The organism is Ruegeria sp. CI5, from assembly GCF_056536885.1.
On the sequence record NZ_JBQFQN010000001.1, the window covers coordinates 864,735 to 887,276 of the forward strand.

Consider the following 22,542-nt stretch of genomic DNA (forward strand, 5'->3'; position numbering starts at 1 on the left):
CAAAGAAATGGGAAACGCGAGCAGGGCCTACAAGAGACTACGTTCGTGGGCTTTTGGAGCGCATAGACAAGCAATAAAGCGTTTCCACCGCGATCGCGCCACCTGGCTGAGACAAGGGGGAGAAATAACACATTCTTTCCCAATTATTACTGACTTCTTGGAAAGCGCGGGCCAGGCAAACGGGCACTACTTTCATCAAGATTTGCTGGTAGCTTCGCTGATCCATGCTAGCAGGCCAACACGGCACGTTGACGTAGGGTCTCGAATTGACGGTTTTGTCGCCCACGTAGCTTCTTTTAGAGAGATTGAAGTCATCGACATTCGCCCATTGCCTCCCACAGCGCACAACAACATCAGGTTTTTGCAAATGGATCTGATGAGTGAAGCTGAAGTAGAGTTAGCCGACTCCATTTCATGCCTGCATGCAATTGAACACTTCGGCCTTGGACGCTATGGCGATCCCATAGCCGTAGATGGCCACGTAAAGGGCATTAGCAATCTTGTGAAAATGCTCAAACCCGGCGGAACCCTGTACATTAGCGTTCCGATTGGAAAAGGTAATGAAGTTCATTTCAATGCTCATCGCGTCATGGATCCCAGATATATTCTGGAACATCCGGCAATTAAGAATGAAATGAAGCTGAAACGCTTTGATTACGTAGACGACAAAGGTGACTTGCACACAAACGGGACCATCAAAGAAACGATAGGCCGCTTTAGATTCGGATGTGGCATATACACACTCCAAAAGAGCGTTAACTGTCTTCCCACGAGAAAAAAATGAAAAGAATTCCCAGGTCAAAACTTTTTGAATCACTTAGATGGCGTGAACAAACCGTAAGTGATTTGGGGTTATTCTTTGGCAAGCCTTTTCCATCCGAAGCGGGCAAAATCGTGGGATTGAGCGTCCAGCCATACGGTCGTATGGGAAACAACTTGCTTCAGATTTCAAACGCGATCCTTCTGGCCCGCGCTCTCGGGTTAAACTATTTACGACTGCCCGATACGCAGATTTTGAAACTACCTGGACCGGCAAAAATAAACGGATTGACGCTCTTGCCCGCAGGACACGGAATAAAGGGCTATGGTGGCTTTTTGACGAGTGGATTTTTCCGCGAAACTAGGCTCGAACGTCTTGGATGCACGATGGAAACAAGGCGTAGGGTCATTCAAAAGTACGTCGTTCCGTACTTAAACTGTGCCCCTACTCTACCCGAAGCACGGAACTGTCTAACGATACACATTCGTTCAGGAGATGTGTTTGATCTAAATCCGCATCCCGGATATCCCCAACCTCCCTTGTCATTCTACAAAAAAGCCATCGAAGACGCGCAAAAAAAATTAGGAATAACCCAAGTTCAACTCGTTTTTGAAGATCGCAAAAACCCGTGTATTCAGGCACTGGAAGAATACATAAAGCACTTAGGTCTTTCACTGAAGATTCAATGTGGCACTTTGCTTGAAGATGTCGCAGTTTTATTATCCGCTCCGAATTTGGTCTTTGGGTATGGGACGTTCGGCCTTGGAATCTGCCTCTTGAGTAAAGTGTCTGAATCCATTTACGTTTTTGGGCCCAGCGGCTATGCCTACTCCAAGTTTTCCACACTAAAGAACTTGACAGTCTATGATGATATCTCGGGCATCTATCCACGCGTCGGCGAGTGGAAGGGCACTGAAGAGCAGCTAAATTTGATGGTCACGCTCCCGCAATCCGCCGTCATTCAAGTAGATGAAAACAAGCCCGACGTTGATGGAGACGCGCAATGGTGGACACATTTGGATATAGAGGTATGAGAAAGAAGAAGACAGTGTCTTTGCAAATTTTCACGTGTGAGCGGCCCTCAAACTAAAAAAGGTGAACCGATTTTTGATAGCTGGAAAACCGCGCTGTGGATGACCGGGGCGATCGCTTCGTTCTCGTCAATGGCCGTTGCCGGGCGCGAGCTTAGCCTGACGCACGACACGTTTGAAATCATGATGTACCGCAGCATTGTGGGCGTCATCGTCGTTTCGGCAGTTTTGACGGCAACCGGCAAATGGTACCAGGTGTCGACACAACGTCTGGGCCTGCACGCGGTTCGAAACTCGTTGCATTTTGCGGGCCAAAACCTGTGGTTCTACGCTGTCAGCGTCATCCCGCTGGCGCAGGTTTTTGCGTTGGAATTTACGCAACCGATATGGGTCGTACTCCTGTCTCCGCTTCTGCTGGGCGAACGCCTGACACCCACGCGGGTCATGTCGGCAATCATAGGTTTCGCAGGCATATTGATCGTCGCCCGACCCGGAGCCACACCGCTCACGCCCGGTGTTCTTGCAGCGGCCTCCTCGGCTGTTTTCTTTGCGCTTACAACGATTTCGACGAAGAAACTGACAGGGTTCGCCAGCATCGGATGCATCGTTTTCTGGCTGACTACGATGCAGGCCGCAATGGGTCTTGCTGTTGCCGGAGCGGACGGGCAGATCGTCCTGCCAACCGCTCAAAGCGCGCCCCTGTTGTTGCTGGTCGGGCTGGCCGGCCTGCTGGCCCATTTCTGCATTACAAACGCGCTTGCCATCGCTCCGGCCACGGTCGTTATTCCCTTTGATTTCGCGCGCCTGCCGACGATCGCCATTGTTGGGATGCTGCTGTATCACGAACCCCTGGATCAGTGGACCATGCTGGGCGCCGTCGTGATTTTCTCGGGCATCTTCCTGAATGTCTGGTCCGAAGGCCGCGCGGGATCGGGCACTCTGGCAAAAACCACACACAAAAACTGACGTTCGGTCACTGGCAGAAACTAACGTATGGTCAGTGGTTGACGTTTTTTTAAACTCCCCGTGAATAATGGTCACAGAAATCACCGCCACTGACACTCACAAGACAATACTGTGGCGCCGGATAGTGAAAAGGGAGGAATACATGAAGAAAGCGCTGTTACAGGCGTGCGTGCTCTGTGCAGGGGCGACCGCCGCTCATGCCGGCGGGCTTGACCGAAGCGGTCAGGGCATCAACCTGATTTTTGAAGAGGGCTCAGTTGTCCAGTTTCGTCTGGGCTACACCGACCCGGATGTAAGCGGCACGATGCTTGGAGTCGACTCCGGTGATGTTGCCAAAGACTTCTTTTCGCCGCATCTGGGGTTTAAGACGTCTCTAAATGAGAAGTTGGATTTCGCGCTTATTTATGATGAGCCCTATGGCGCCGACATCGCGTACGCTTCGAACTATCCGCTATCGGCCGGAACTCTGACAAATGATGTTCTGCGCGCAAAAGCTGATACTGATGCCGTTACAGCCTTGCTGCGGTACAAGTTTGGAAACGGCTTTAGTGCGCTCGGGGGATTACGGGTTCAACGTGTAAAAGCAAGTGTTTCGGTACCGGTGGCAGCTGACTATGTTGTTAACACCGACTCCGCAACGGACTTTGGTTACGTGATTGGTGTTGCATGGGAAAAGCCGGAGATTGCTGCCCGCGTTGCCCTGACTTACAACTCGAAGATTTCGCATGACCTCTCACAAAGCGAGTCGAGCTTGCTCGTTGGAACGGTTAACTCTTCTAGCGAAATAGAAACTCCACAATCGGTCAACTTGGACTTTCAAACCGGCGTTGCTCCACGAACACTGTTGTTTGGATCCATCCGCTGGGTCGATTGGCCGCAAACGGTTTACGATCCCCCAAACTATCCGCCGACCAGCGCGCTGGTGGACTATGACGATCCGACCTGGACCTATTCGCTGGGTCTTGGCTACCAGTTCTCTGAACAATTCTCGGGCGCTGTGACCCTTGGCTATGAATCGGCAACCAATGAGCCCGTTTCCAACCTGGGTCCGACCGACGGGTTCTGGAGCATTGGCCTTGGCGGCACCTACTCGATGGAACGCGCCAAGATTTCGGGCGGCGTTCGCTATACCGATCTGGGCGACGCAACCGCTGACGGTGCTGGCCCCGCGGCGCGGGCGAACTTCTCTGGAAACAGCGCGTGGAGCGTTGGTATTCAGGTGACCTACGCCTTGAACTAAGGGATACGCTCATACAGAATTGGAAAACCCCGCCCTTGTGGCGGGGTTTTTCGCATGATCCGGGTCGCTTACCGAATTGCCGAATGCAAGTATTCCGCGTGAGGCAAACAGAAACATGCAAGAAATAGCCATGACGCAACAAAAATCCCTCTCCGCCCTTGCTTGGTTCGAGCTCATTCTTCTTGGACTGATCTGGGGCGCGTCCTTCCTTGCGATCCGCGTCGCACTGGACACGATACCTGTGATGACGGCCGTGTTTCATCGCGTTTTCTGGGCCGCGCTTGCGCTTTGGGCCGTCGTTCTCCTCCGCCGAGAAACGATACCGAGGGACCCGCGTATTTGGGGCGCTTTTCTGGTCATGGGTCTGTTGAACAACGTATTGCCCTTCTCGCTGATGGCCTGGGGCCAATTGTATGTCGACACCGGTCTGACCTCGATCTTGAACGCTGCCACGGCAATCTTCGGTGTTCTGGTTGCTGCTGCGTTCTTTCCCGACGAGCGACTGACCAAACGTCGAGCCGTGGGCGTTGCACTTGGCTTTGGCGGAGTTTCCACCGCAATCGGATTGCACAATTTCCTTGGGTTCAGCCTGCAAAGCGCTGCTCAGTTGGCCATTCTGGCGGGGACCTTATCCTATGCGCTGGCGGCTGTCTGGGCCCGTTTGCGCTTGTCAGGCCTGGCGCCGCAGGTTGCGGCGGCGGGAATGCTGAGCGGGTCAACCATCGTCATGCTGCCGGTAATGCTGGTCGTCGACGGTGTGCCATCGTTCGACCTGCCTATGACAACTTGGCTCGCCGTAGCTTATTACGCACTCGTCGCTACGGCTGGGGCCTACCTGCTGTACTACAGGGTTCTGGCCGCTGCCGGCAGCGGCAACCTGCTGCTGGTCACCCTGATCATCCCTCCGGTTGCCATTCTGCTAGGCGCCTATGTCCGGCACGAAACCCTTGCCCCGAATGCCTTCATCGGCTTTGCAATCCTTGCATTGGGATTATTGATCCTAAGCCGAGCCCGCGGCCGAGATTGACGCCATCGCCGGGCCGATTTAGCTAGGACAAAACAAGGGACGGTTGCACATGATCTACAGTTCGGCAAAGGACTGGCGCGAAGCGGCGCGCAAAAAGGTGCTGTTTTTCGGCATGTCCGGCTTGGGCAAGACTTACGTGTCGAACATCCTTCGCGACTCGGGCGACTGGTTCCACTACTCGATCGATTATCGAATTGGCACGCGTTACATGGGTGAATACATCACCGACAACGCCAAGGCTGAGGCAATGAAGGTTCCCTTTCTGCGGGATCTGCTGCTCTCTGACTCGATCTATATCGGTTCCAACATTTCGTTCGAAAACCTGACGCCGGTCGCCGCCTATCTGGGCAAGCCCGGAAACCCGGCGCTGGGTGGGCTGGCGATGCCGGAATATCGGCGTAGACAAGAGCAGTTCCGGCAGGCCGAAATCCACGCTCTGCTGGACACCGAATATTTCATTGACCGCGCTCAGCGTCTGTACGGGTACCCGCATTTCATCTGTGACACCGGCGGGTCAATCTGCGAATGGGTGGACCCTGACAATCCTTCCGACCACGTCTTGTCGGAACTCTCCCGCCAGACCCTGATGGTCTGGATCAAGGGCGACGACGACCACACCGCCGAACTGATCCGACGGTTCGACAAGGCCCCCAAACCGATGTCTTATCAGGCCGATTTCCTGACGCGCACCTGGCAGGAATACCTTGATCAGCACGGCTGCGCCGAGGCAGAGGTCAATCCCGACGACTTCATCCGCTGGACCTATGCCCGCGCCCTGGCCCACCGTCAGCCCAGATACCAATCCATGGCTGAGAATTGGGGGGTCACTGTTACCGCCGACGCAATCGGAAAGGTGCGGGATGCGCGTGATTTCGATGAGTTGATCGAGAGCACACTTGAGACCCGCGCCGCGGCGTCCTAACTAGAACGCTTCAGAAGAAACTGGAAAAACCCGCCTCATGCCTATCAAGATTCCGTCCGACCTCCCGGCCTTTGACGTTCTGACGAAAGAGGGCGTCATGGTCATGGCCGAGGATCAGGCCGCACGGCAGGACATCCGGCCCCTGAAGATCGGGTTGCTGAACCTGATGCCGAAGAAAATCCAGACCGAAAACCAGTTTGCCCGATTGATCGGCGCGACGCCTCTGCAGATCGAGTTGTCCCTGATCCGCATGACCGAGCATCAGACCAAAAACACCGCGGCCGAACACATGGAAGAGTTCTACCGCCCCTTTCAGGACGTGAAGGACCAGAAATTTGACGGCCTGATCATCACCGGCGCCCCCATCGAGCATCTGGAGTTTCAGGACGTCACCTATTGGGACGAACTGACCGAGGTTTTCGAATGGACCCGAACCAATGTGCATTCGACCTTCGGCGTGTGCTGGGGTGGTATGGCGATGATCTATCACTTTCATGGCGTCAAAAAGCATATGTTGGACTCCAAGGCTTTTGGGTGTTTCCGGCATCGGAACCTGTCACCCGCCTCACCCTTCCTGCGAGGCTTCTCGGATGACTGCGTGATCCCGGTCAGTCGCTGGACCGAAGTCCGCCAGGATGAAATAGATGCTGCCGAAGGGCTTGTGACCCTTATGGGCAGCGACGAGGTCGGTCCGTGTCTTGTTGAAGATCGGCAGAACCGGGCGCTGTATATCTTCAATCACTTCGAATACGACAGTGACACGCTGAAACAGGAATACGACCGGGACGTGGCCAACGGCACTCCGATCAATGTGCCTATCAACTATTACCCCGACGATGACCCGTCCCGCACGCCTCAGAACCGGTGGCGTAGCCATGCGCACCTGCTGTATGGGAACTGGATCAACGAGATCTACCAGACCACTCCATTCGACATGACGAAAATTGGTCATTAAGTCGTTGATATACATGGGCCTGTTTGCGGCCCTTTTTGGGGCTTTGACGGCTTGGCTTGCCGTACGCCATGAGGCACGGGCCGAGGCCGCGTTTCCGCCAGAGGGTCAGGTATTGGATGTCGACGGCGTTGCTGTACATGCCGTCGTCATGGGCGAAGGCCCGGATGTCGTCCTGATCCACGGGTCCAGCGGCAATACCCGGGACATGACGTTTGCTCTGGCGCCGTTGCTGGCAAAGTCCTTTCGGGTCATTGTATTCGACCGGCCGGGGCTGGGCTATTCTCAGAGCTTCTCGGCGGAGGGCGAAACCATCGTTGAGCAGGCAGAAATCCTGCAGAAAGCTGCCGCGATGCTGGGGGCCGACAAACCCATCGTAGCCGGTCAAAGCTATGGCGGGTCGGTATCGCTGGCCTGGGCTGTGACGCGACCTGACAACATCTCGGCTCTGGTCCTGATCGCCCCGGCCGCGGTGCCATGGGAAACTCCGCTCGATTCCTTCAACCGGATTACCTCGACCGCCTGGGGAAATGCTCTCGTCCTGCCGTTGATCACCGCCTACGTTCCGGACTGGTACGTCAACAAGGCCCTGGATACGGTCTTTGCCCCCCAGACGGCACCCGAAGGCTATGCCGAGCACTTTGGCCCGCCCCTGACGCTCCGCCGGTCGTCGATGCATGCCAACGCAAAACAAAGGGCCAACCTCCTGAACGAAGTTGCCGAGCTGCAACCGCGCTACCCCGAGATTTCGGTGCCCACCGAAATTGTGCATGGTACGGCAGACACCACAGTTGGGCTGGGCTGGCATTCCGAGCGGTTGATCGAACAAATCCCCGGCGCTGAGCTGATCGAACTTGAAGGTATGGGTCACATGCCTCAAGTGGTGGCCGCTCCAGAAGTTGCTGCTGCGATCGAACGCGCCGCGGAACGAGCGGATTTGCGTTAACCCCGCCCGTAATCCATAGTAGAAACTGGATTTTATGGCGAGGCAACTCATGACCCGTGCAGCGGACCGAGCAATCAACAGCTACTTTCGGAACGACGCTCCCGAGAGCGTGCGAAAGGCCATCGAAGACGCTGAAAAAGGCGACATCCTGAACCCCAGCTACCCATATCAGGAGAGGATGAAGCGCAAGGACTATGACAAGCAGATGGAGGCCCTGCAGATCGAACTGGTCAAGATGCAGGCAAGGGTCAAGGAAACCGGACAACGCATCGCGATCGTGTTCGAGGGTCGAGATGCAGCGGGCAAAGGCGGTACCATCAAGCGGTTCCGGGAAAACCTGAACCCGCGTGGCGCCCGCAATGTCGCCCTCAGCAAGCCCTCCGACGCCGAGCGCAGCCAATGGTACTTCCAGCGGTACATTCAGCACCTGCCATCGGCTGGCGAGATCGTTTTCTTCGATCGCAGCTGGTACAACCGGGGGGTCGTCGAAAACGTCTTTGGATTTTGCACCGCAGACCAGCGGGAACGCTTCTTCAGGCAGGTCATGCCACTGGAGAACGGGCTTGTTCATGACGGCATTCACCTGTTCAAATTCTGGCTCAACGTCGGGCGCACAGAACAGCTCAGCCGGTTTCTCGCGCGCGAGAACGACCCGCTGAAACAATGGAAACTGAGCCCTATAGACATCGCCGGTCTGGGCAAATGGGATGAATACACGCAGTCGATTTCTGAAACTCTGACACGCTCCCATTCCGATCTGTGCCCTTGGACGATCATCCGTTCGGACGACAAGAAGCGCGCCCGGCTTGCGGCAATCCGGGCGGTATTGTCGACCTTGGACTATGACGAAAAGGACGCCGAAGCCGTTGGAGAGCCCGACCCGATGATTTGTGGCGGACCGGAAATCTGGGATGCGTAGTCTAGGGCGCCTTTGGTCAAGCGGTGGCCCCTCCGATCATGCCCCGGGGATTGGACCTGCTGCGCCGCGTGCATTATGTCTGGTTGGTAAAAGAGCACGCAACCACAGGCAGGTGCCGTCGGAATGACCAAACGCGGCTATCACCATGGAAATCTGAAACAGGCGCTGATCGACGCCGCCCTCTCGCTGATCGAAGAAAAAGGTCCGACCGGCTTTACCCTGTCTGAGGCCGCGAAACGGGCCGGTGTCACCCCAGCCGCGGTTTACCGGCACTATCAGGGTCGCGAGGATCTGATCGCCGAGGCGGCCCGTCAGGGGTTCGAGATGTTCGCGGACCTCATGCAGTATGCCTACGACAAGGGGCAGCCCTCGGCGCTGGCCGCTTTCGAAGCGACCGGGCGCGCATATCTGGCGTTTGCGCGCAAGCATCCCGGCCACTACATCTCGATGTTCGAAAGCGGAATCTCGGTCAACCGGACGCCCGAGCTGGCGCTGGCCGCCAACCGGGCAAAGGAGGTGCTGGAAATGGCTGCGGCCGATCTTTCAGAACACATCCCGCCGGAAAAGCGCCCACCGGCGTCTATGTTCAGCGCGCATATCTGGGCGATGAGCCATGGTGTCGTGGAGCTTTATGCCCGCAATGCGGGGGCCAGTTCGCCCTTCCCGCCCGAAGACCTGCTGGAATCCGGGATCGGCATTTACCTCAGAGGGTTGGGGCTGGTTCCGCCCGACGAATGATCGTCAAAACATCCGGCTGGCATGCGGTGCGTTCAGCCGTGAGGTGACATTGATCAGATCCATCATGCCCATCCCCTTGATGTCGACCGGACCCAAGTCCGAGACCTGGAATTCATCGATCAGTGCATATTTCATCTCTTCCGGGGCAACGATGTTCATGGGGTTTGCAAAGACCTGCAACCGCGATGCGATATTCACGGCCGGTCCGAAAACGTCATAGACGTATTTCTGGATCCCTACCACTGACCCTACGGCGGGCCCCATGCCAAGCCCGATCCTGGCCTGCCATTTGTGCGGATGACTTTCGTTGCGCCGTTCCAGATACCGCAGAAATCGGACCGCACAATGCGCAACCGCCGTGGCATGGTCGGGCGTGGCGTCGGGCATGCCTGAGACCGCAAGATAAGCGTCTCCGATCGTCTTGATCCGTTCACACCCGAACTGTTCGACGATCCGGTCGAAGGCGGTGAAGATGTCATTCAACTCGCTGAGGGTGACCGTAGGGTCTGTTTTTGCCGCAAAATCCGTAAAGCCGACGAAATCCAGCATGACCACGGAAACCTGATCATACAGCTGAGGCGTTACTACGCCGAAGGTTTTGAACTCTTCATAAACCGCACGCGGCATCAGGTTCAGCAAAAGCCGTTCGACCCGTTCCTTTTCTCTTTCCAACTCGCGGGTGTTGCGCTCGACCATGGTCGAATAGCTGTCGATCATGCTTTCCAGCTCACGAATTTTCGTTATGTTCTGACATTCGACAACCAGAACCTGCTCATCCATCCCGTTGGCCAAGGAAATCGTCACCGCGAAGATCAGCGTGCGGCGCTTGGGCTTCATCTGCAGCTCGGCCGAGTATCGCAGGCCCGATTGTTTGACGTCATCCAGTTCGCGCTGGTCGAGATCCGGCAATATATCCAATAGTGTCTGGCCGGGCTCGGGTTTGCCGAACCATTCGGCAAATGGACCATTGTGGAACACGAAGGTCAGGTCCGAGGCCCGCAGTACCGCTACACCGACCCCGATGGCACGCAGCAGATGCTCGTTGATGGCCAGGATGCTCATGCCGCATCCCGGGCAACGATGATCGCTCTTTTGCCTTCGATCGCAGCCAGCGCGACCTGCACGTCATCTTCGGTCATTCCATGAATTGAAAGGGCTTCGCCGAACAGCGTAGCCATCTCGTCGAAATCATCGTGGCTGATGTTGAGGTGCCGATGCACGGCCTCGATCCGATCATCACTGAAAGACGCGGGACCACCCACCAGAGACGAAACGAATTTGGTTTGGTGATCAATCAACCGTGGCATGTCGATGTCTTCGAAGTAGCCTCCGATCTCATCCGATTCCAATGCCATTTCGTAAAATGTCATCACGATCCGGCTGATGGTTTTGAACCCGCCGTATTTCTCGTAAATCGTTTGACCCACACCAAAACCCCAAAAAATCGCGCAATAACACTGTGAGGTTATATCAAATCGAGAGTTTTGTTAACGTTTATGCACTTTGCGACTGGCGCCGATGGTTGGAACCGCTTGGTTTTTTACCACTGGCACAAAGACTTCAGGACCAAGGGCGCACGATCAGATCGTCGGCACAGGGAATGAAGTCCACCATACCGCCGCGCTGGACAAGCCGCGCCTGACCGCCCAGCTTCCATTTCAGTTTTCGGCCGGCCGACTGAAGCTCGCGCCGCAGCCGAAACCACGTGGGGCCCTTGTCCAATCCGCTGTTTGTGGCTGCGCTTTGGGTTCGTTCGCTGCTTTTGACCGGTTCGTCGATCTGCTCCTGCCGTCCCGACCAGATCATCTGGACACCAACAGCCGGAAAGCACTGAAACATGTTCCAATCCCTGCGCGGCAAGGACAGAAAATCATCGAGATGGTCAGAATATCTCTGCGACCAGGCCAACAATTTGCGGCAGCCTGCCTGTGACAGAACATAGGCCGCCGCACTTGGCGCCATTTCCAACATTGGGCGCACGCGGACATTTCCGATCCCGGTCTCCGGCCCAAAACGCAGTGACCGGGGCGAGTAATCCAATTTGACGCAATCATAGGCTTCCGGGTGGTTCAGCACTTCGGTGATCACCCGGCCAGCGTCAGAGGACATTTCCACATCATCCTCAAAGACGACAGCGGCTGGAAGGTTCCGATCGGCGATCCGCTCCCAAACCGATCTATGGCTTTCGAAACAGGCGATTTCGCTGGTCGTCAGACCCCAGCGCGTTCCCGTTCCCGCGACATATCCGTTTTGCTCCAACGCGCCTGACTGACTGGCATCCGTGGCGCTGATCCTATGTGCACCCACAAGGCCCGCCTTCAGAAACTGCGCCTCCATGAACGCCCGGCGCTCGGGCACACGGTCCAGATTGATGTAGTAGACGCTGTCGCCTGCCATCTGCTGGGTTATCTGCACCGGAAGTCCTTTCGCATCGCGCGCCGCTTTATTGGCCATATCCCCAGTTGGGACCCGAAGTCCAGATTGCACCGCCGGCAGATCTACGGCCAGCGGGCTGAGCGAACTGCGTGGCTACAGCTTGTTCAGCCGATGCTTTTCCAAAATGTCGATGATGACGGATTTGGCATGCAGCCGGTGCTGACGATGCCGGTCGCGCGCCACATCAGGTTTGCCGTCGCGGATTGCGGTATAGACCGCACGGTGATCCTCATTCGACTTGACCGGCAACGGGCGGATGAACAGGGTCGAGGCCCGCGCCCTGCGGACCTGGTCGCTCATCATGGACACGATGCTTTCCACTCGGCGGTTGCCACCCAACCGGACAAGCTCGCGGTGGAACAGGTCGTCGGCCTTGGCCCACGCCTCCAGGTCTTCCTCACCGATGGCGCGATCCATTTGGGCAATCGAGTCCGCCAACGGCTGAAGGTCTTGTTCGGAAAATCCGGCCTCGGCCGCGCGTTCGGCTGCAAGGCTCTCCAACTCGGTCAGAATGTCATAGATCTCGCGCATGTCATCCGGAGATACCGGCAGGATCCGCACCCCTTTGCGCGGCCGCATTTCCAACAGGCCCTTGCTTTCCAGCATAAGCGCTGCTTCGCGAACCGGCGTGCGCGACATCCCCAACTGCTCGGCCAGTTCGGTTTCCAGATGGTCGGTGCCCGCGGCCAACTCTCCGGTCAGGATCATCCGCCGCAAGTCCCGCACCGCACGCTGGGTATTCGAGAGAGCCTTGCCGGTCTCGTTTTTCATTCGGCCTCCAAAACGATTTTCCTGCCCTCCGCATCAGATCTGTAGATCGCCTGTTCAATGCGGATAACGTCCAGATAGTCCGGGCCAGTATTTTCCAAATGCGTTCCATTTAGAAGACCGGATATGACATGCTGCTGCAATGCGTGCACGCAATCGCCACCAAAGCCCTCCCATTTATCGGGTGCAAGCAACTGCTCTTTGCTCTGGCTGCCGAATTCCCGCAGCCCAACGGCGCCAAAGCCATCCATCGTCAGTGTTCCGCCAGTGCCTTCGATCAAGGCCTCCCCCATGGTGCGGCGCAGATTGTCCGAGGCATGATCCAGGTTCCGGTTGCCATCGAATACGGCCCTCAAGCCGTTTTCGAACTCAAAGATGACATAGCCTGCGTCCTCTCCGGCAATGACCGGGTTTATCCGCCGCAGATCCGCATAAACCGAGACTGGCTTGCCGAACAAGAACCGGAACGTATCGACCCAATGCACCGCCGTTTCGTGGATCAGAAAACGCGGCATTTTCTGAAAATAGGGTTGCCGATCAAGATAGGCGCGCGGCCCCTGCCCGTCGCCCGGGCGCAGCCGGAACGTGGCCTGCAACGGCGTCCCGATATCCCCGCGTGTCAGGGCGTCCTTCATCACCCGATACCACGGCTGAAAGCGAAAATTCTCGTGGACAACGACGGTGGCTCCGGCATCCCGAGCATCCTGCAGAACAGCCTCTGCTTCTGCCAGAGATCGACAAAACGGTTTTTGGCACAGGATCCAACTCACACCTGCGTCCAGCGCGGCACGAATTGCGTCGGCATGACCCTCAGGCGGCAGGATTATGTCCAACAGCTGGGGAGATTCCCGGGCCAGCATCGACGGCAGATCATCATAGGCAGGCAACCCAGTGGCGGCCGCCTTCTCGAGATCGCGATCACATGCGGCGACCAGTTGAACCTGCGGTATGCGGCGCCAGCTGCCATAGTGGAACTGGCTGAAATAGCCGGCGCCGACACAGGCGACACGAATGAACTGCTGGCTGCTCACGCCGAAAACACCCTGTCCGCCACCGCCCGCGCTGCGGCCAGCGTGTCGGCTTCTCCGCCAAGATCACGGGTCAGAATTCGGCCCTCGGATACGACGCTGTCGACTGCCGCGTGTAGCCGTTGCCCATCGCGCGACAACGCGGGGTTTTGATGCCGCAACCCAAGCCATTCCAGCATCATCGCCGCCGACTGGAACATGGCAAACGGATTGGCGATGCCTTCCCCGGCAATGTCAGGGGCGGATCCGTGACAGGGCTGGAACACCGCACGATCCAGACCAATGTCAGCCGAGGGCGCCAGCCCCAGCCCTCCCATCAGACCGGCCCCAAGGTCAGACAGGATGTCTCCGAACATGTTTTCCGTGACAAGAACATCAAATTCCCAAGGCTTCTGAACCATCCACAAGGCCGTTGCATCCACATAGGCATGATCCGCAACCAAATCCGGGTGACGCTCAGCCTCGGCATCGAACAGATCCCGGAAGAATGCAAAGGCACGGAAGACGTTGGCCTTGTCCACACAGGTGACACGACCCCGACCCTGCCCGGATGCCTTTCGGTCATGCGCCAACTGGAAGGTAAACCGAAACAGCTTTTCGCAGACCTCTCGGGTGATCAGCAGCGTCTCGCGCGCCTCGTCCTCGGTCACTTCTCCGCACCCCTGGGTGTGAAACAACCCCTCAGTGCTTTCGCGGATCAGAACAAAGTCAATTTCCTTGCCGGGCGGCAGGGCCAACGGTGTTGCTTGCCCAGCTCTCACCCGCACAGGGCGCACACCGGCAAACAGCCCCAACGCCTTACGGAGGTCGATCTGAGGTGAAATCTCGGTCCCATCCGGGTACCGAACGTCCGGCAAACCCATTGCGGACAGTAGAATGGCATCCGCCTGCCGCGCCGCATCCATTGACGTTTTCGGAAATGATTCTCCGGTTTGCGCATAGTGGGCTGCCCCGGCCGGAACCTCCCGAAACTCAAGTGTATAGTCCTCGGTCTGCTCAGACAGCTGCGCAAGGATGCTTAGCGTCGGAGCCATGATTTCCGGGCCGATCCCGTCCCCGTGGAACACTGCAATCTCTAGTTTCTCGGCCATCTGCGCCCTGCGTCCTTTTCCTGTGTTCTTGCGTTCGACCTTAAATCAATTCCGGTCGTTGACAACGCATTGTGTAACGTATACGCAATTAAATGCAACAACAAACACATCACTGCATCTGGGAGGAAAAGATGAAGTCGAAAATCGCAAGGTTGGCAGCGGCCGCCCTAATGTCGGCAGGTGCCGCAGGGCTCGTCAGCGCACAGGAATATCCGTACCGGGACATTACCACCGCCGTCGTCTGGGGCGCCGGAGGCGGTACCGACACCATCAACCGGATGATCATGGCCGAGATGGAGAAACATCTGCCGGTGTCGATCAACGTGATCAACCAGACCGGAGGCGTGGCGGGTTCAAACGGAATGGTCTACGTCATGAACCAGCCTGATGACGGCTATACGTTGGTCGGACTTTCCGAATCGAACGTGACCGCCGCCGTCCAGGGCGGCTGGGACAAAAAGTTCGACTACTGGTATCCGTTCATCGTTGGCGGCTCGCCTGATTTGATCTCGGTTCCCGCCGACAGCCCCTACAACAGCCTTGAAGAGCTGGTGGACGCGGCGAAGGCCGCGCCCGGAACCATCCCCGCGGCAGCCTCGGGTGCGGGATCCATCCACCACCTGAACCTGCTGGCCATTGAAAAGGGCTCGGGCGCCGAGTTCAAATTCGTCCCCTACAAAGGCTCAGCTCCGGGGCAAGAGGCCGCCATCGCCGGTGAAGTTGCGCTGGTCGTGACCTCGCTGGCGGAACAGGCCCCGCTGATCGAAGGCGGACAGTTGCGCCCTCTGGCGATGCTGACGCCTGAAAACGCGGGAATCGCAGGAATGACCGTTCCTTCGGCCCTTGGCATCTATGACGGGCTCGACCAATATTTGCCGCTGAAACAGGCAATCGGCTTTGCGGTCCACAATTCGGCAAGCGACGATGTAAAGGCAAAACTGGCCGAAGCATTCCAGAAAGCCATGGCGTCGCAAGCAGTGGCCGATTGGGCCGCAGCAAACAATTATGACATCGGCGGACAGTACGGACCCGAGGCGCAGAAGCTGTTCTCGACGTTGGAATCCACCTTTGCGTACACCCTGCAGGATCTGGGTGCGACGACCGTCGATCCGGCCTCTCTGGGCATCGAGAAGCCCTGAGCGACAAACGATCTTGGGGGCGCGTTTCCGCGCCCCTTTTTTGCACGGGAGGGCAACGTTGGAAAAGGCTGAGGACATTCTGGTCCTGCGCGCACGGGATTTCTGGGCGTCGCTGGTTTTGGGGGCAACATCGGTGTTCTTCCTGTGGAAGACCATGGACATCCCCCTGTGGGGTGAAAACAAGGCGGGGGTCAGCGGTACCCAATGGTACGACTCAGCAGCCATTGTTCCGTTGTTCATCTTTGTGGGCCTGTTGTGCCTCTCGACGGCGCTGTTCGTGATCTCGGTCCGGTCCGGCGGGGCGCGGCACGCCCTTGGTGCGGCTGGCATCGGCTGGAACCCTGACCAAGCATTTCGGTTTTCCACCATTGGCCTGATCCTTCTGGCCTATGTGTGCGGGCTGGTCCCGCGCGTCGATTTCATCCTGTGTTCCGGCCTTCTGATTACCGCTCTCATATTTGGGTACTACGGTGGGCACCCGCGGCGCGCGATGATCGCTTGCGGCGCCGTTTGCCTGGCTGGGTTCACGTCCTGGTTGCTCTACCCTGCTCAAGCCGACTGGAACGCACATGCGGACGACTGGATCACGTTGGGCATTTGGGTTGCCCTGACGATCCCGGTTTTGATCAAAGCCCAGTCCGAGCGGCTTTTGCGGGTTGTTCCCTACATTGCCGTCCTGGCCCCGTTTATTCTTGTTTGCGCCATGGCCTTCGGGTTTCGCCAGAATGTTCCGGCGCGCGGTGGCCTGCTGTTTCAACAAATCGAGTACCACTATTACGTGACGCTCCGCCCGATCTGGAAAGGCTAAGACCATGGAGTTCGTCTTGTCTCAGCTGGCGGGATTCGGCCATGCCTTCGCTGCGTTGGTCGCCGATCCGCTGACCTACCTCTATCTGGTTTTCTCGGTCTTTCTGGGCATCACATTCGGTGCATTGCCCGGCCTGACCGCAACCCTTTCCGTGACCATTCTGACCGGTTTCTTCGGCAACAAGATCCCGCTGGATTACTCTTTGATCGCGCTGCTGGGCGCTTATGTCGGGGCGATTTACGGCGGGTCCTATCCCTCGATCCTGCTGAACATCCCCGGCACCGCCGCCAGCGCCGCCACCGCAATGGACGGTCACCCACTTGCCAAGGCCGGACGCGGCGGTGAGGCCCTTGGATTGACGACGACGGCCAGTTTCATCGGGACCATCATCGGCACACTCACGCTCCTGATCTTCGTCTGGGCACTGCTGCTTGTTTCAAAGAACATCGCAAGCCCGGAAAAGGCGCTACTAGCCCTGTTCGGTATCCTTCTGTCTGGCACGCTCATGAGCGAGGACCTGGTGCTCAAAGGGTGGATTTCTGGTCTGATCGGGCTTGCCATGGCCATGGTCGGACTTGACCCCTTGCTGTCCGAACCCCGCTACACCTTCGGCTGGTCCTACATGCTGAGCGGGTTCCAGGTGGTGCCCGTTCTCATGGGGGCCTTCGCGATCCCTCAGATCATCGAAGGCCTGCGCCATGTCGAAGCCGGCAAAGTTATGGCTCTGAAAGGGTCGATCCTACCAAATCTCTCGACGGTCCGCCGTCACCTGCCCACCATCGGCAGGTCCGGCGTGATCGGCACTGGCGTTGGTGCCCTGCCGGGCGTCGGCGAGGATGTTGCCGGATGGGTCAGCTACGGTGTCGGCAAAACCGTTTCGAAGGATGGGAAGAACTTCGGCAAAGGTTCACTGGACGGGCTTTTGTGTTCAGAGACCGCCAACAACGCCTGTATCGGCGGCGCACTGATCCCCCTGTTGGTGCTGGGCATCCCCGGCTCGCCACCTGCGGCCGCGCTGCTGGGGGCTTTCAAAATCAACAACGTCATCCCCGGCCCCACGATCGACCCCGAAATCATCCTGCGGGTCGTGGCCATCCTGGTGCTGGCATCGTTGACGATGTTCCTGATGGGCCTTTTCACCGCGCGGGTCTTCATCAAGATTCTCAAAATCCCGCAAACCGTTTTCTTGCCCGTCGTGATGGTTCTGACCACGATTGGTTCCTTCAGTGTGGGTGGCGGTATCAATGACCTTTACCTTATGCTGGGGGTCGGCTTCGTGGCGTATTTCATGAACCTGATGAAGTATCCGATTGCGCCGCTGGTCATTGGCGTCATCCTTGGTGGGTTGTTCGACGAGACATTCCGCCGGTCACTGTTCCTGTCGGATGGCGATCTGTCGGTATTTGTGTCTCGACCCGGAGCAGCAATTCTGCTGGTGTTGAACGTGGCGCTGATCCTCAGCCAATTGCCTCCGGTAAAACGCCTGTTCGCCCGTCTGAAAGGAGCGCCCGCCTGATGTATGCCGTCACCGTAACCTTCGAGTTGAAGCCCGGGACACGCGATCGTTTCCTGTCTCTGATGCTGGACAACGCACGCACGTCGTTGAGCGACGAACCCGAGTGCCTGCAATTCGACGTCTGCGCAGGGGACGATCCGGCCATCGTCTTTCTGTATGAGATCTACGCGAACGCCGACGCGTTCAGGATCCACTTGGACAGTCCGCATTTCAAGGAATTCGATCTGGCGGTTTCGGATATGGTGGTCCGAAAGCAGGTCAACACATTCTCCGAGGTCATGCGATGAACGACTGGGAAGTCTATGCCATCAAATATGCGGACAGAAATGCCCGCACCCGCGCCGACAGCTTCATTTTGGATGACGATCACGCGGCTCCTCATGCCATGGACTACTACCTGTGGCTGCTCAGGCGCGGCACGCAGGTCATTCTGGTGGATACCGGGTATGACACCGACGAAGGGCTGAGCCGCGGACGGCCTATTGCCATGGATCCGCGTGAAGCCTTGCTGCCTTTCGGGATCGCGCCAGAGGCCATTCAGCAAGTGATCGTCACGCACCTGCACTATGACCACGCAGGGGGTCTGCACCTGTTTCCAAACGCCACGTTGCATATGCAGTCGGCCGAGATGGCCTTTGCCACGGGTCCCTGCATGTGCCACGACACTATGCGCGCGCCATTTTCGGCCGGTCATATCTGCGAGGCGGTCAAGCGGCTTTATTCCGGCAAAGTGGTTTTCCACGACGGCGACGCCGAGTTGGCCGACGGTGTCACGGTCCACTGCATCGGCGGCCACTCCCGCGGGCTGCAATGCGTACGGGTCCGAACTGCCAGCGGCTGGATGGTTTTGGCGTCGGACGCATCGCATTACTACGAGAACTTCATGGCCCGAAAACCATTTCCCATTGTGGTCGACCTGCAGGACATGCTGGACGGCTTTGACAAGCTGCAAAGCCTCGCGTCTGCCCCTGGCCTGATCATCCCAGGCCACGATCCGCTGGTCCGGTCCGTTTTTGCCCCGGGACCAGCCGACCACATCAACCGTTTGGACACGGGGCCAATCAGAGAGATCAAACTATGAAGATCGGAGTCATTGCCGATGATTTCACCGGCGCATCCGACATTGGCCTGACCCTCGCTGAGGGCGGCATGCGCGTCAGCCAGTTTGTTGGCATCCCAAAGGGCCACACGGACCAGGATCTGGATGCGGCCGTGGTTGCGCTCAAGTCACGCACGGCCCCGGTTGACGAGGCGGTGCGCGACAGTCTGGCAGCCTGTGACTGGCTGCTATCCCAAGGTGCGCAGCAAATCGTCTTCAAGGTCTGTTCGACCTTCGACAGCACCGCAAAGGGCAATATCGGTCCGGTTCTGGATGCGCTGACGGAAAGGCTGAACGCTCCGACCACGATCGTCTGTCCGGCTTTTCCCGAAAATGGGCGCAGTGTTTACCAAGGGCACCTGTTCGTGCAGGACAAGCTGTTGAATGAAAGCGGCATGCAGAACCATCCACTGACTCCGATGACCGACCCTGATCTCCGGCGTCTGCTGGCCGCTCAGTCCGCCCGTCCGGTCCATCATGTGGCCGCCTTGTTGGTCATGCAGGGGGCTGCAGCCATTCAGTCTGCCCTGCCTGCCAAAGGTCATACGATTGTCGACGCGATCCGCGACGCAGACCTGCTGGAAATCGGCAAGGCTGCCCGCGATACCCTGCTTCTTTGCGGCGGGTCCGGGATCGCGCTTGGGTTGCCGGCAAATTTTGGGTTTGAACCGCAACACCCACAGTGGGACGGAGTGTCCGGACCCGGCATCGTGCTGTCAGGATCCTGCAGCCGCGCCACCCGAGAGCAAGTCGCGCGCTTCCGGGACGTCGCCCCACACCGTGAGGTCACGGCGCGGGACGCGGTCAGCGGCTCGATCTCGGTGGAAGAATTGGTCAACTGGGCGCTCGAGCAGAAACAACCGCCGCTGATCTATTCTTCGGCCGATCCACAAGTCGTGAGGCAAGCACAGGACTCCTTCGGCAAGGAAAAGGCATCTGCAGCGATCGAAAACCTATTCTCCGATCTCTCCCGCAGCCTGCGGGTCGCGGGCTTCCGACGGATGGTCATTGCTGGGGGTGAGACTTCGGGCGCGGTTGTCCAGGGACTGCGCGCGCAGCAGTTGCAGATCGGCCCTCGCTTGGCCGCCGGCGTTCCCATGGTACTCCTGCCCGGCACCCCGTCCATTGCACTGGCGCTGAAATCGGGCAATTTCGGCGGCCCCGATTTCTTTGCGGACGCCTTGAACAGAATGGAGCGGCAACAATGAGCGAGGCGGCGAAGCTGCGGGAAGAAATCTGTCTGCTTGCAAAGTCGATGTTCGACCGGGGGCTGACCTGCGGTGCGTCGGGCAACATCTCGGCCCGGCTGACCGACGGAACGATCCTGGTTACGCCGACCGGCAGTTCGATGGGGTTTCTCGACCCGGCGCGGATCAGCCATCTGGATGCCCGGTTTCAGCACATTGATGGCGACTTACCGACCAAGGAAGTCCCGCTGCACTCGGCCTTCTACGACACAAGGCAGCAGACCGGGGCTGTGGTCCACCTCCACTCGACGCATTCGGTGGCCTGGTCCATGCTTCCCGAAGTTGACCCCGAGGACGTTCTGCCGCCGCTGACCCCGTATTCAATCATGCGGGTCGGTCGGGTGAAATTGCTGCCATTCTTCCTGCCCGGCGACCCTGAAATGGGCAATGCGGTCCGGGGACTGGCTGGACAGCGCAGCGCGGTGCTGCTGGCCAATCATGGCCCTGTGGTTGCCGGCAAAGACATTTGGGCGGCCAGTTTCGCAATGGAAGAACTGGAGGAAACCGCAAAACTCGCCCTGCTGACCCGAGGCCTGAACCCTCGACAGCTGAGCGCCGAACAGATTTCAGCCCTGTACGACATGACAGGCCACAGCAAGTAACCGGTTCGAACACCTACTGCTCTGACAACACGCTTTGCGATCCAATCGGCCGGAGTACGGCTATTGCCGCCAGATTTTGCGCACGTTTCTGGCAAAGATCACCTCAAGCTTGCTCAATTACCCTGCGTAAATTACCATTTTCGGCGGGGGAATGTGTCGTTGAATGGTTTAAAGCTGCTTTTTGTGCAGGCAGGGTTCGGTCCGGGTGGTGCGGAAAAAGTCATCGCCATGTTGTCGCACCATTTCGTGGAACGCGGTTGCGAGGTTCACGCAACGGCGTTCAGCATGCCGGAAAACGGTCCCTATTTCTCGATGAATGAAAAAGTGCGGACCAGTGCGCTATCAGGCAGGCGCGGACAGTTCAATAGGATCACGCACGTACGTTCGGTCATTCGCGACCTACGACCCGATGTCGTGATTTCGTTTCTGACCAAAGTGAATGTAGTTACCCTGATCGCCACATTGGACTCCAAGCTGCCGGTCATCATTTCGGAGCGGAACAACCCACGTCTACAGGACGCACACCCCGGATGGGCGCGATTGCAATCCGTTCTGGGCCGAAGGTCGAAGGCTGTCGTTGCATTGACACAAAAAGGTCTGGAGGATCTGCCTGGCCCGCTCCGCCGTCGCGGTCGGGTCATACCGAACCCGATCGAGCCCTTCACACGGGCGCAGGTGTCGAACTCCGAAAAAGCGCGTCACCTGGTCTCGGTTGGTCGCCTGGTGCCGCAGAAAGGTTTTCACCTTCTTCTGGAGACCATGGCCAAGATCCATGCCGCGTGCCCATGGATCACCCTGACGATCTATGGTGAAGGCCCCGAGCGTCCCTCACTCGAGCGGTTGCGCAAGTGTCTCGGTCTTGAGAATTGCGTTCATTTGCCCGGCAATACGGCCCGGGTCGGAGAATGGGCAAACGACGCCGATATCGTGGTTGGGTCTTCGCTGTATGAAGGGTTTCACAATGTTGTCGCCGAAGCCGTCGTCAGCGGGATCCCGGTCGTCTCATTCGATTGTGACTATGGTCCGTCCGAATTCATCCGCCACGGGCGAAATGGCTATCTGGTACCGACCGGCGACGTCACTGGACTGGCAGAAGCCGCCATTCGTCTGATCAACGACCCGACGGCCCGCGCCGGAATGGCAAACGAATCCGATGAGTTAAGGGCGCTTCTTTCTCCAGAGAGGGTCTACTCCGCGTGGGAGAACGTCGTCGCGGACGCAGTTGCGCGAAACGGTCGTATGATCTGACGAGACCCGACACGGACGACCATCCCATCATGCCAAATCCTGAGCAGGGACAGGCTGAT

24 protein-coding genes are annotated in these 22,542 nt (G+C 57.7%); 18 read left to right on the forward strand and 6 right to left on the reverse strand.

Annotation, left to right across the window (positions count from 1 at the left end; genetic code table 11):
* Window positions 1–7: 7 nt before the first annotated feature.
* The 10 genes from ACR0BA_RS04360 (at window position 8) to ACR0BA_RS04405 (ending at window position 9,501) form a co-directional block, all read left to right on the forward strand.
* Window positions 8–784, forward strand: coding sequence for a DUF268 domain-containing protein (locus ACR0BA_RS04360; RefSeq protein ID WP_480726609.1), 777 nt, complete (start codon window positions 8–10; stop codon window positions 782–784).
* A complete protein-coding gene (locus tag ACR0BA_RS04365; RefSeq protein ID WP_480726610.1) occupies window positions 781–1,794 on the forward strand; it encodes an O-fucosyltransferase family protein in 1,014 nt (337 codons plus the stop codon). Before ACR0BA_RS04360 ends, ACR0BA_RS04365 begins: the two co-directional genes overlap by 4 nt.
* Before the next feature lie 69 nt (window positions 1,795–1,863).
* Window positions 1,864–2,757, forward strand: a complete 894-nt coding sequence (locus tag ACR0BA_RS04370; protein ID WP_480727459.1) for a DMT family transporter — start codon at window positions 1,864–1,866, stop codon at window positions 2,755–2,757.
* 142 nt (window positions 2,758–2,899) lie between these two features.
* The gene (locus ACR0BA_RS04375) at window positions 2,900–3,997 is read left to right on the forward strand and encodes an OmpP1/FadL family transporter (protein ID WP_480726611.1); all 1,098 of its coding nucleotides are present in this window, start codon (window positions 2,900–2,902) and stop codon (window positions 3,995–3,997) included.
* A gap of 130 nt (window positions 3,998–4,127) precedes the next feature.
* Entirely contained in the window at window positions 4,128–5,024 is an 897-nt protein-coding gene (locus ACR0BA_RS04380; RefSeq protein ID WP_480726612.1) for a DMT family transporter, read from the forward strand.
* A 49-nt stretch (window positions 5,025–5,073) separates the two neighbouring features.
* On the forward strand, window positions 5,074–5,946 hold the full coding sequence (locus ACR0BA_RS04385; protein WP_170357629.1) for an ATPase: 873 nt from the start codon (window positions 5,074–5,076) through the stop codon (window positions 5,944–5,946).
* Between the two features lie 37 nt (window positions 5,947–5,983).
* On the forward strand, window positions 5,984–6,901 hold the full coding sequence (gene metA / locus ACR0BA_RS04390; protein WP_480726614.1) for a homoserine O-acetyltransferase MetA: 918 nt from the start codon (window positions 5,984–5,986) through the stop codon (window positions 6,899–6,901).
* A 13-nt stretch (window positions 6,902–6,914) separates the two neighbouring features.
* Window positions 6,915–7,844, forward strand: coding sequence for an alpha/beta fold hydrolase (locus tag ACR0BA_RS04395; protein WP_480726615.1), 930 nt, complete (start codon window positions 6,915–6,917; stop codon window positions 7,842–7,844).
* Between the two features lie 49 nt (window positions 7,845–7,893).
* Complete coding sequence (gene ppk2 / locus ACR0BA_RS04400; RefSeq protein WP_480726617.1) at window positions 7,894–8,763, forward strand: polyphosphate kinase 2; 870 nt, start codon at window positions 7,894–7,896, stop codon at window positions 8,761–8,763.
* A 123-nt stretch (window positions 8,764–8,886) separates the two neighbouring features.
* Window positions 8,887–9,501 (forward strand): TetR/AcrR family transcriptional regulator, encoded by a 615-nt coding sequence (locus ACR0BA_RS04405; protein WP_093961897.1) that lies wholly within the window; start codon window positions 8,887–8,889, stop codon window positions 9,499–9,501.
* Window positions 9,502–9,504: 3 nt separating this feature from the next.
* Here ACR0BA_RS04405 and ACR0BA_RS04410 read toward each other — a convergent pair whose 3' ends face one another.
* The 6 genes from ACR0BA_RS04410 to ACR0BA_RS04435 form a co-directional block, all read right to left on the reverse strand.
* Complete coding sequence (locus ACR0BA_RS04410; protein WP_093961896.1) at window positions 9,505–10,563, reverse strand: adenylate/guanylate cyclase domain-containing protein; 1,059 nt, start codon at window positions 10,561–10,563, stop codon at window positions 9,505–9,507.
* On the reverse strand, window positions 10,560–10,928 hold the full coding sequence (locus ACR0BA_RS04415) for a group I truncated hemoglobin (RefSeq protein WP_170338900.1): 369 nt from the start codon (window positions 10,926–10,928) through the stop codon (window positions 10,560–10,562). Before ACR0BA_RS04415 ends, ACR0BA_RS04410 begins: the two co-directional genes overlap by 4 nt.
* 133 nt (window positions 10,929–11,061) lie before the next feature.
* Window positions 11,062–11,916 carry a glycosyltransferase family 25 protein gene (locus tag ACR0BA_RS04420; protein WP_480726619.1) on the reverse strand — a complete coding sequence of 285 codons (855 nt, stop codon included), beginning with the start codon at window positions 11,914–11,916 and terminating at the stop codon, window positions 11,062–11,064.
* A 114-nt stretch (window positions 11,917–12,030) separates the two neighbouring features.
* On the reverse strand, window positions 12,031–12,708 hold the full coding sequence (locus ACR0BA_RS04425) for a GntR family transcriptional regulator (protein ID WP_170338904.1): 678 nt from the start codon (window positions 12,706–12,708) through the stop codon (window positions 12,031–12,033).
* On the reverse strand, window positions 12,705–13,736 hold the full coding sequence (locus tag ACR0BA_RS04430; RefSeq protein ID WP_480726620.1) for a Gfo/Idh/MocA family protein: 1,032 nt from the start codon (window positions 13,734–13,736) through the stop codon (window positions 12,705–12,707). The genes ACR0BA_RS04425 and ACR0BA_RS04430 overlap by 4 nt, the downstream gene beginning before the upstream one ends.
* Window positions 13,733–14,824: an isocitrate/isopropylmalate dehydrogenase family protein gene (locus ACR0BA_RS04435; RefSeq protein ID WP_480726622.1), complete on the reverse strand. Its 1,092-nt coding sequence runs from the start codon at window positions 14,822–14,824 to the stop codon at window positions 13,733–13,735. The genes ACR0BA_RS04430 and ACR0BA_RS04435 overlap by 4 nt, the downstream gene beginning before the upstream one ends.
* 131 nt (window positions 14,825–14,955) lie before the next feature.
* Between ACR0BA_RS04435 and ACR0BA_RS04440 the strand changes: the two genes are divergently transcribed.
* From ACR0BA_RS04440 to ACR0BA_RS04475, 8 genes are all read left to right on the forward strand, one after another.
* A complete protein-coding gene (locus ACR0BA_RS04440) occupies window positions 14,956–15,963 on the forward strand; it encodes a tripartite tricarboxylate transporter substrate binding protein (RefSeq protein WP_480726624.1) in 1,008 nt (335 codons plus the stop codon).
* Between the two features lie 58 nt (window positions 15,964–16,021).
* Window positions 16,022–16,771, forward strand: a complete 750-nt coding sequence (locus ACR0BA_RS04445; protein ID WP_480726625.1) for a hypothetical protein — start codon at window positions 16,022–16,024, stop codon at window positions 16,769–16,771.
* 4 nt (window positions 16,772–16,775) lie between these two features.
* Complete coding sequence (locus ACR0BA_RS04450; protein ID WP_480726626.1) at window positions 16,776–18,287, forward strand: tripartite tricarboxylate transporter permease; 1,512 nt, start codon at window positions 16,776–16,778, stop codon at window positions 18,285–18,287.
* The gene (locus ACR0BA_RS04455) at window positions 18,287–18,574 is read left to right on the forward strand and encodes a putative quinol monooxygenase (RefSeq protein WP_170586420.1); all 288 of its coding nucleotides are present in this window, start codon (window positions 18,287–18,289) and stop codon (window positions 18,572–18,574) included. Before ACR0BA_RS04450 ends, ACR0BA_RS04455 begins: the two co-directional genes overlap by 1 nt.
* Window positions 18,571–19,368: an N-acyl homoserine lactonase family protein gene (locus ACR0BA_RS04460; protein WP_480726628.1), complete on the forward strand. Its 798-nt coding sequence runs from the start codon at window positions 18,571–18,573 to the stop codon at window positions 19,366–19,368. Before ACR0BA_RS04455 ends, ACR0BA_RS04460 begins: the two co-directional genes overlap by 4 nt.
* Entirely contained in the window at window positions 19,365–20,594 is a 1,230-nt protein-coding gene (otnK, locus tag ACR0BA_RS04465; RefSeq protein WP_480726630.1) for a 3-oxo-tetronate kinase, read from the forward strand. Before ACR0BA_RS04460 ends, otnK begins: the two co-directional genes overlap by 4 nt.
* Window positions 20,591–21,235 (forward strand): 3-oxo-tetronate 4-phosphate decarboxylase, encoded by a 645-nt coding sequence (otnC, locus tag ACR0BA_RS04470; protein ID WP_170366996.1) that lies wholly within the window; start codon window positions 20,591–20,593, stop codon window positions 21,233–21,235. The genes otnK and otnC overlap by 4 nt, the downstream gene beginning before the upstream one ends.
* A gap of 63 nt (window positions 21,236–21,298) precedes the next feature.
* Window positions 21,299–22,483: a glycosyltransferase family 4 protein gene (locus ACR0BA_RS04475; RefSeq protein WP_480726632.1), complete on the forward strand. Its 1,185-nt coding sequence runs from the start codon at window positions 21,299–21,301 to the stop codon at window positions 22,481–22,483.
* Window positions 22,484–22,542: the final 59 nt, after the last annotated feature.

Bases quoted from the DNA above. Each gene is read 5' to 3' on its own strand.
- ACR0BA_RS04410 (WP_093961896.1), bottom strand. From the start codon at position 10,563: ATGAGCATCCTGGCCATCAACGAGCATCTGCTGCGTGCCATCGGGGTC.
- ACR0BA_RS04385 (WP_170357629.1), top strand. From the start codon at position 5,074: ATGATCTACAGTTCGGCAAAGGACTGGCGCGAAGCGGCGCGCAAAAAG.
- ACR0BA_RS04380 (WP_480726612.1), top strand. From the start codon at position 4,128: ATGACGCAACAAAAATCCCTCTCCGCCCTTGCTTGGTTCGAGCTCATT.
- ACR0BA_RS04460 (WP_480726628.1), top strand. From the start codon at position 18,571: ATGAACGACTGGGAAGTCTATGCCATCAAATATGCGGACAGAAATGCC.
- ppk2 (WP_480726617.1), top strand. From the start codon at position 7,894: ATGACCCGTGCAGCGGACCGAGCAATCAACAGCTACTTTCGGAACGAC.
- ACR0BA_RS04455 (WP_170586420.1), top strand. From the start codon at position 18,287: ATGTATGCCGTCACCGTAACCTTCGAGTTGAAGCCCGGGACACGCGAT.
- ACR0BA_RS04425 (WP_170338904.1), bottom strand. From the start codon at position 12,708: ATGAAAAACGAGACCGGCAAGGCTCTCTCGAATACCCAGCGTGCGGTG.
- metA (WP_480726614.1), top strand. From the start codon at position 5,984: ATGCCTATCAAGATTCCGTCCGACCTCCCGGCCTTTGACGTTCTGACG.
- ACR0BA_RS04365 (WP_480726610.1), top strand. From the start codon at position 781: ATGAAAAGAATTCCCAGGTCAAAACTTTTTGAATCACTTAGATGGCGT.
- ACR0BA_RS04440 (WP_480726624.1), top strand. From the start codon at position 14,956: ATGAAGTCGAAAATCGCAAGGTTGGCAGCGGCCGCCCTAATGTCGGCA.
- ACR0BA_RS04395 (WP_480726615.1), top strand. From the start codon at position 6,915: ATGGGCCTGTTTGCGGCCCTTTTTGGGGCTTTGACGGCTTGGCTTGCC.
- ACR0BA_RS04360 (WP_480726609.1), top strand. From the start codon at position 8: ATGGGAAACGCGAGCAGGGCCTACAAGAGACTACGTTCGTGGGCTTTT.
- otnC (WP_170366996.1), top strand. From the start codon at position 20,591: ATGAGCGAGGCGGCGAAGCTGCGGGAAGAAATCTGTCTGCTTGCAAAG.
- ACR0BA_RS04435 (WP_480726622.1), bottom strand. From the start codon at position 14,824: ATGGCCGAGAAACTAGAGATTGCAGTGTTCCACGGGGACGGGATCGGC.
- ACR0BA_RS04450 (WP_480726626.1), top strand. From the start codon at position 16,776: ATGGAGTTCGTCTTGTCTCAGCTGGCGGGATTCGGCCATGCCTTCGCT.
- otnK (WP_480726630.1), top strand. From the start codon at position 19,365: ATGAAGATCGGAGTCATTGCCGATGATTTCACCGGCGCATCCGACATT.
- ACR0BA_RS04405 (WP_093961897.1), top strand. From the start codon at position 8,887: ATGACCAAACGCGGCTATCACCATGGAAATCTGAAACAGGCGCTGATC.
- ACR0BA_RS04375 (WP_480726611.1), top strand. From the start codon at position 2,900: ATGAAGAAAGCGCTGTTACAGGCGTGCGTGCTCTGTGCAGGGGCGACC.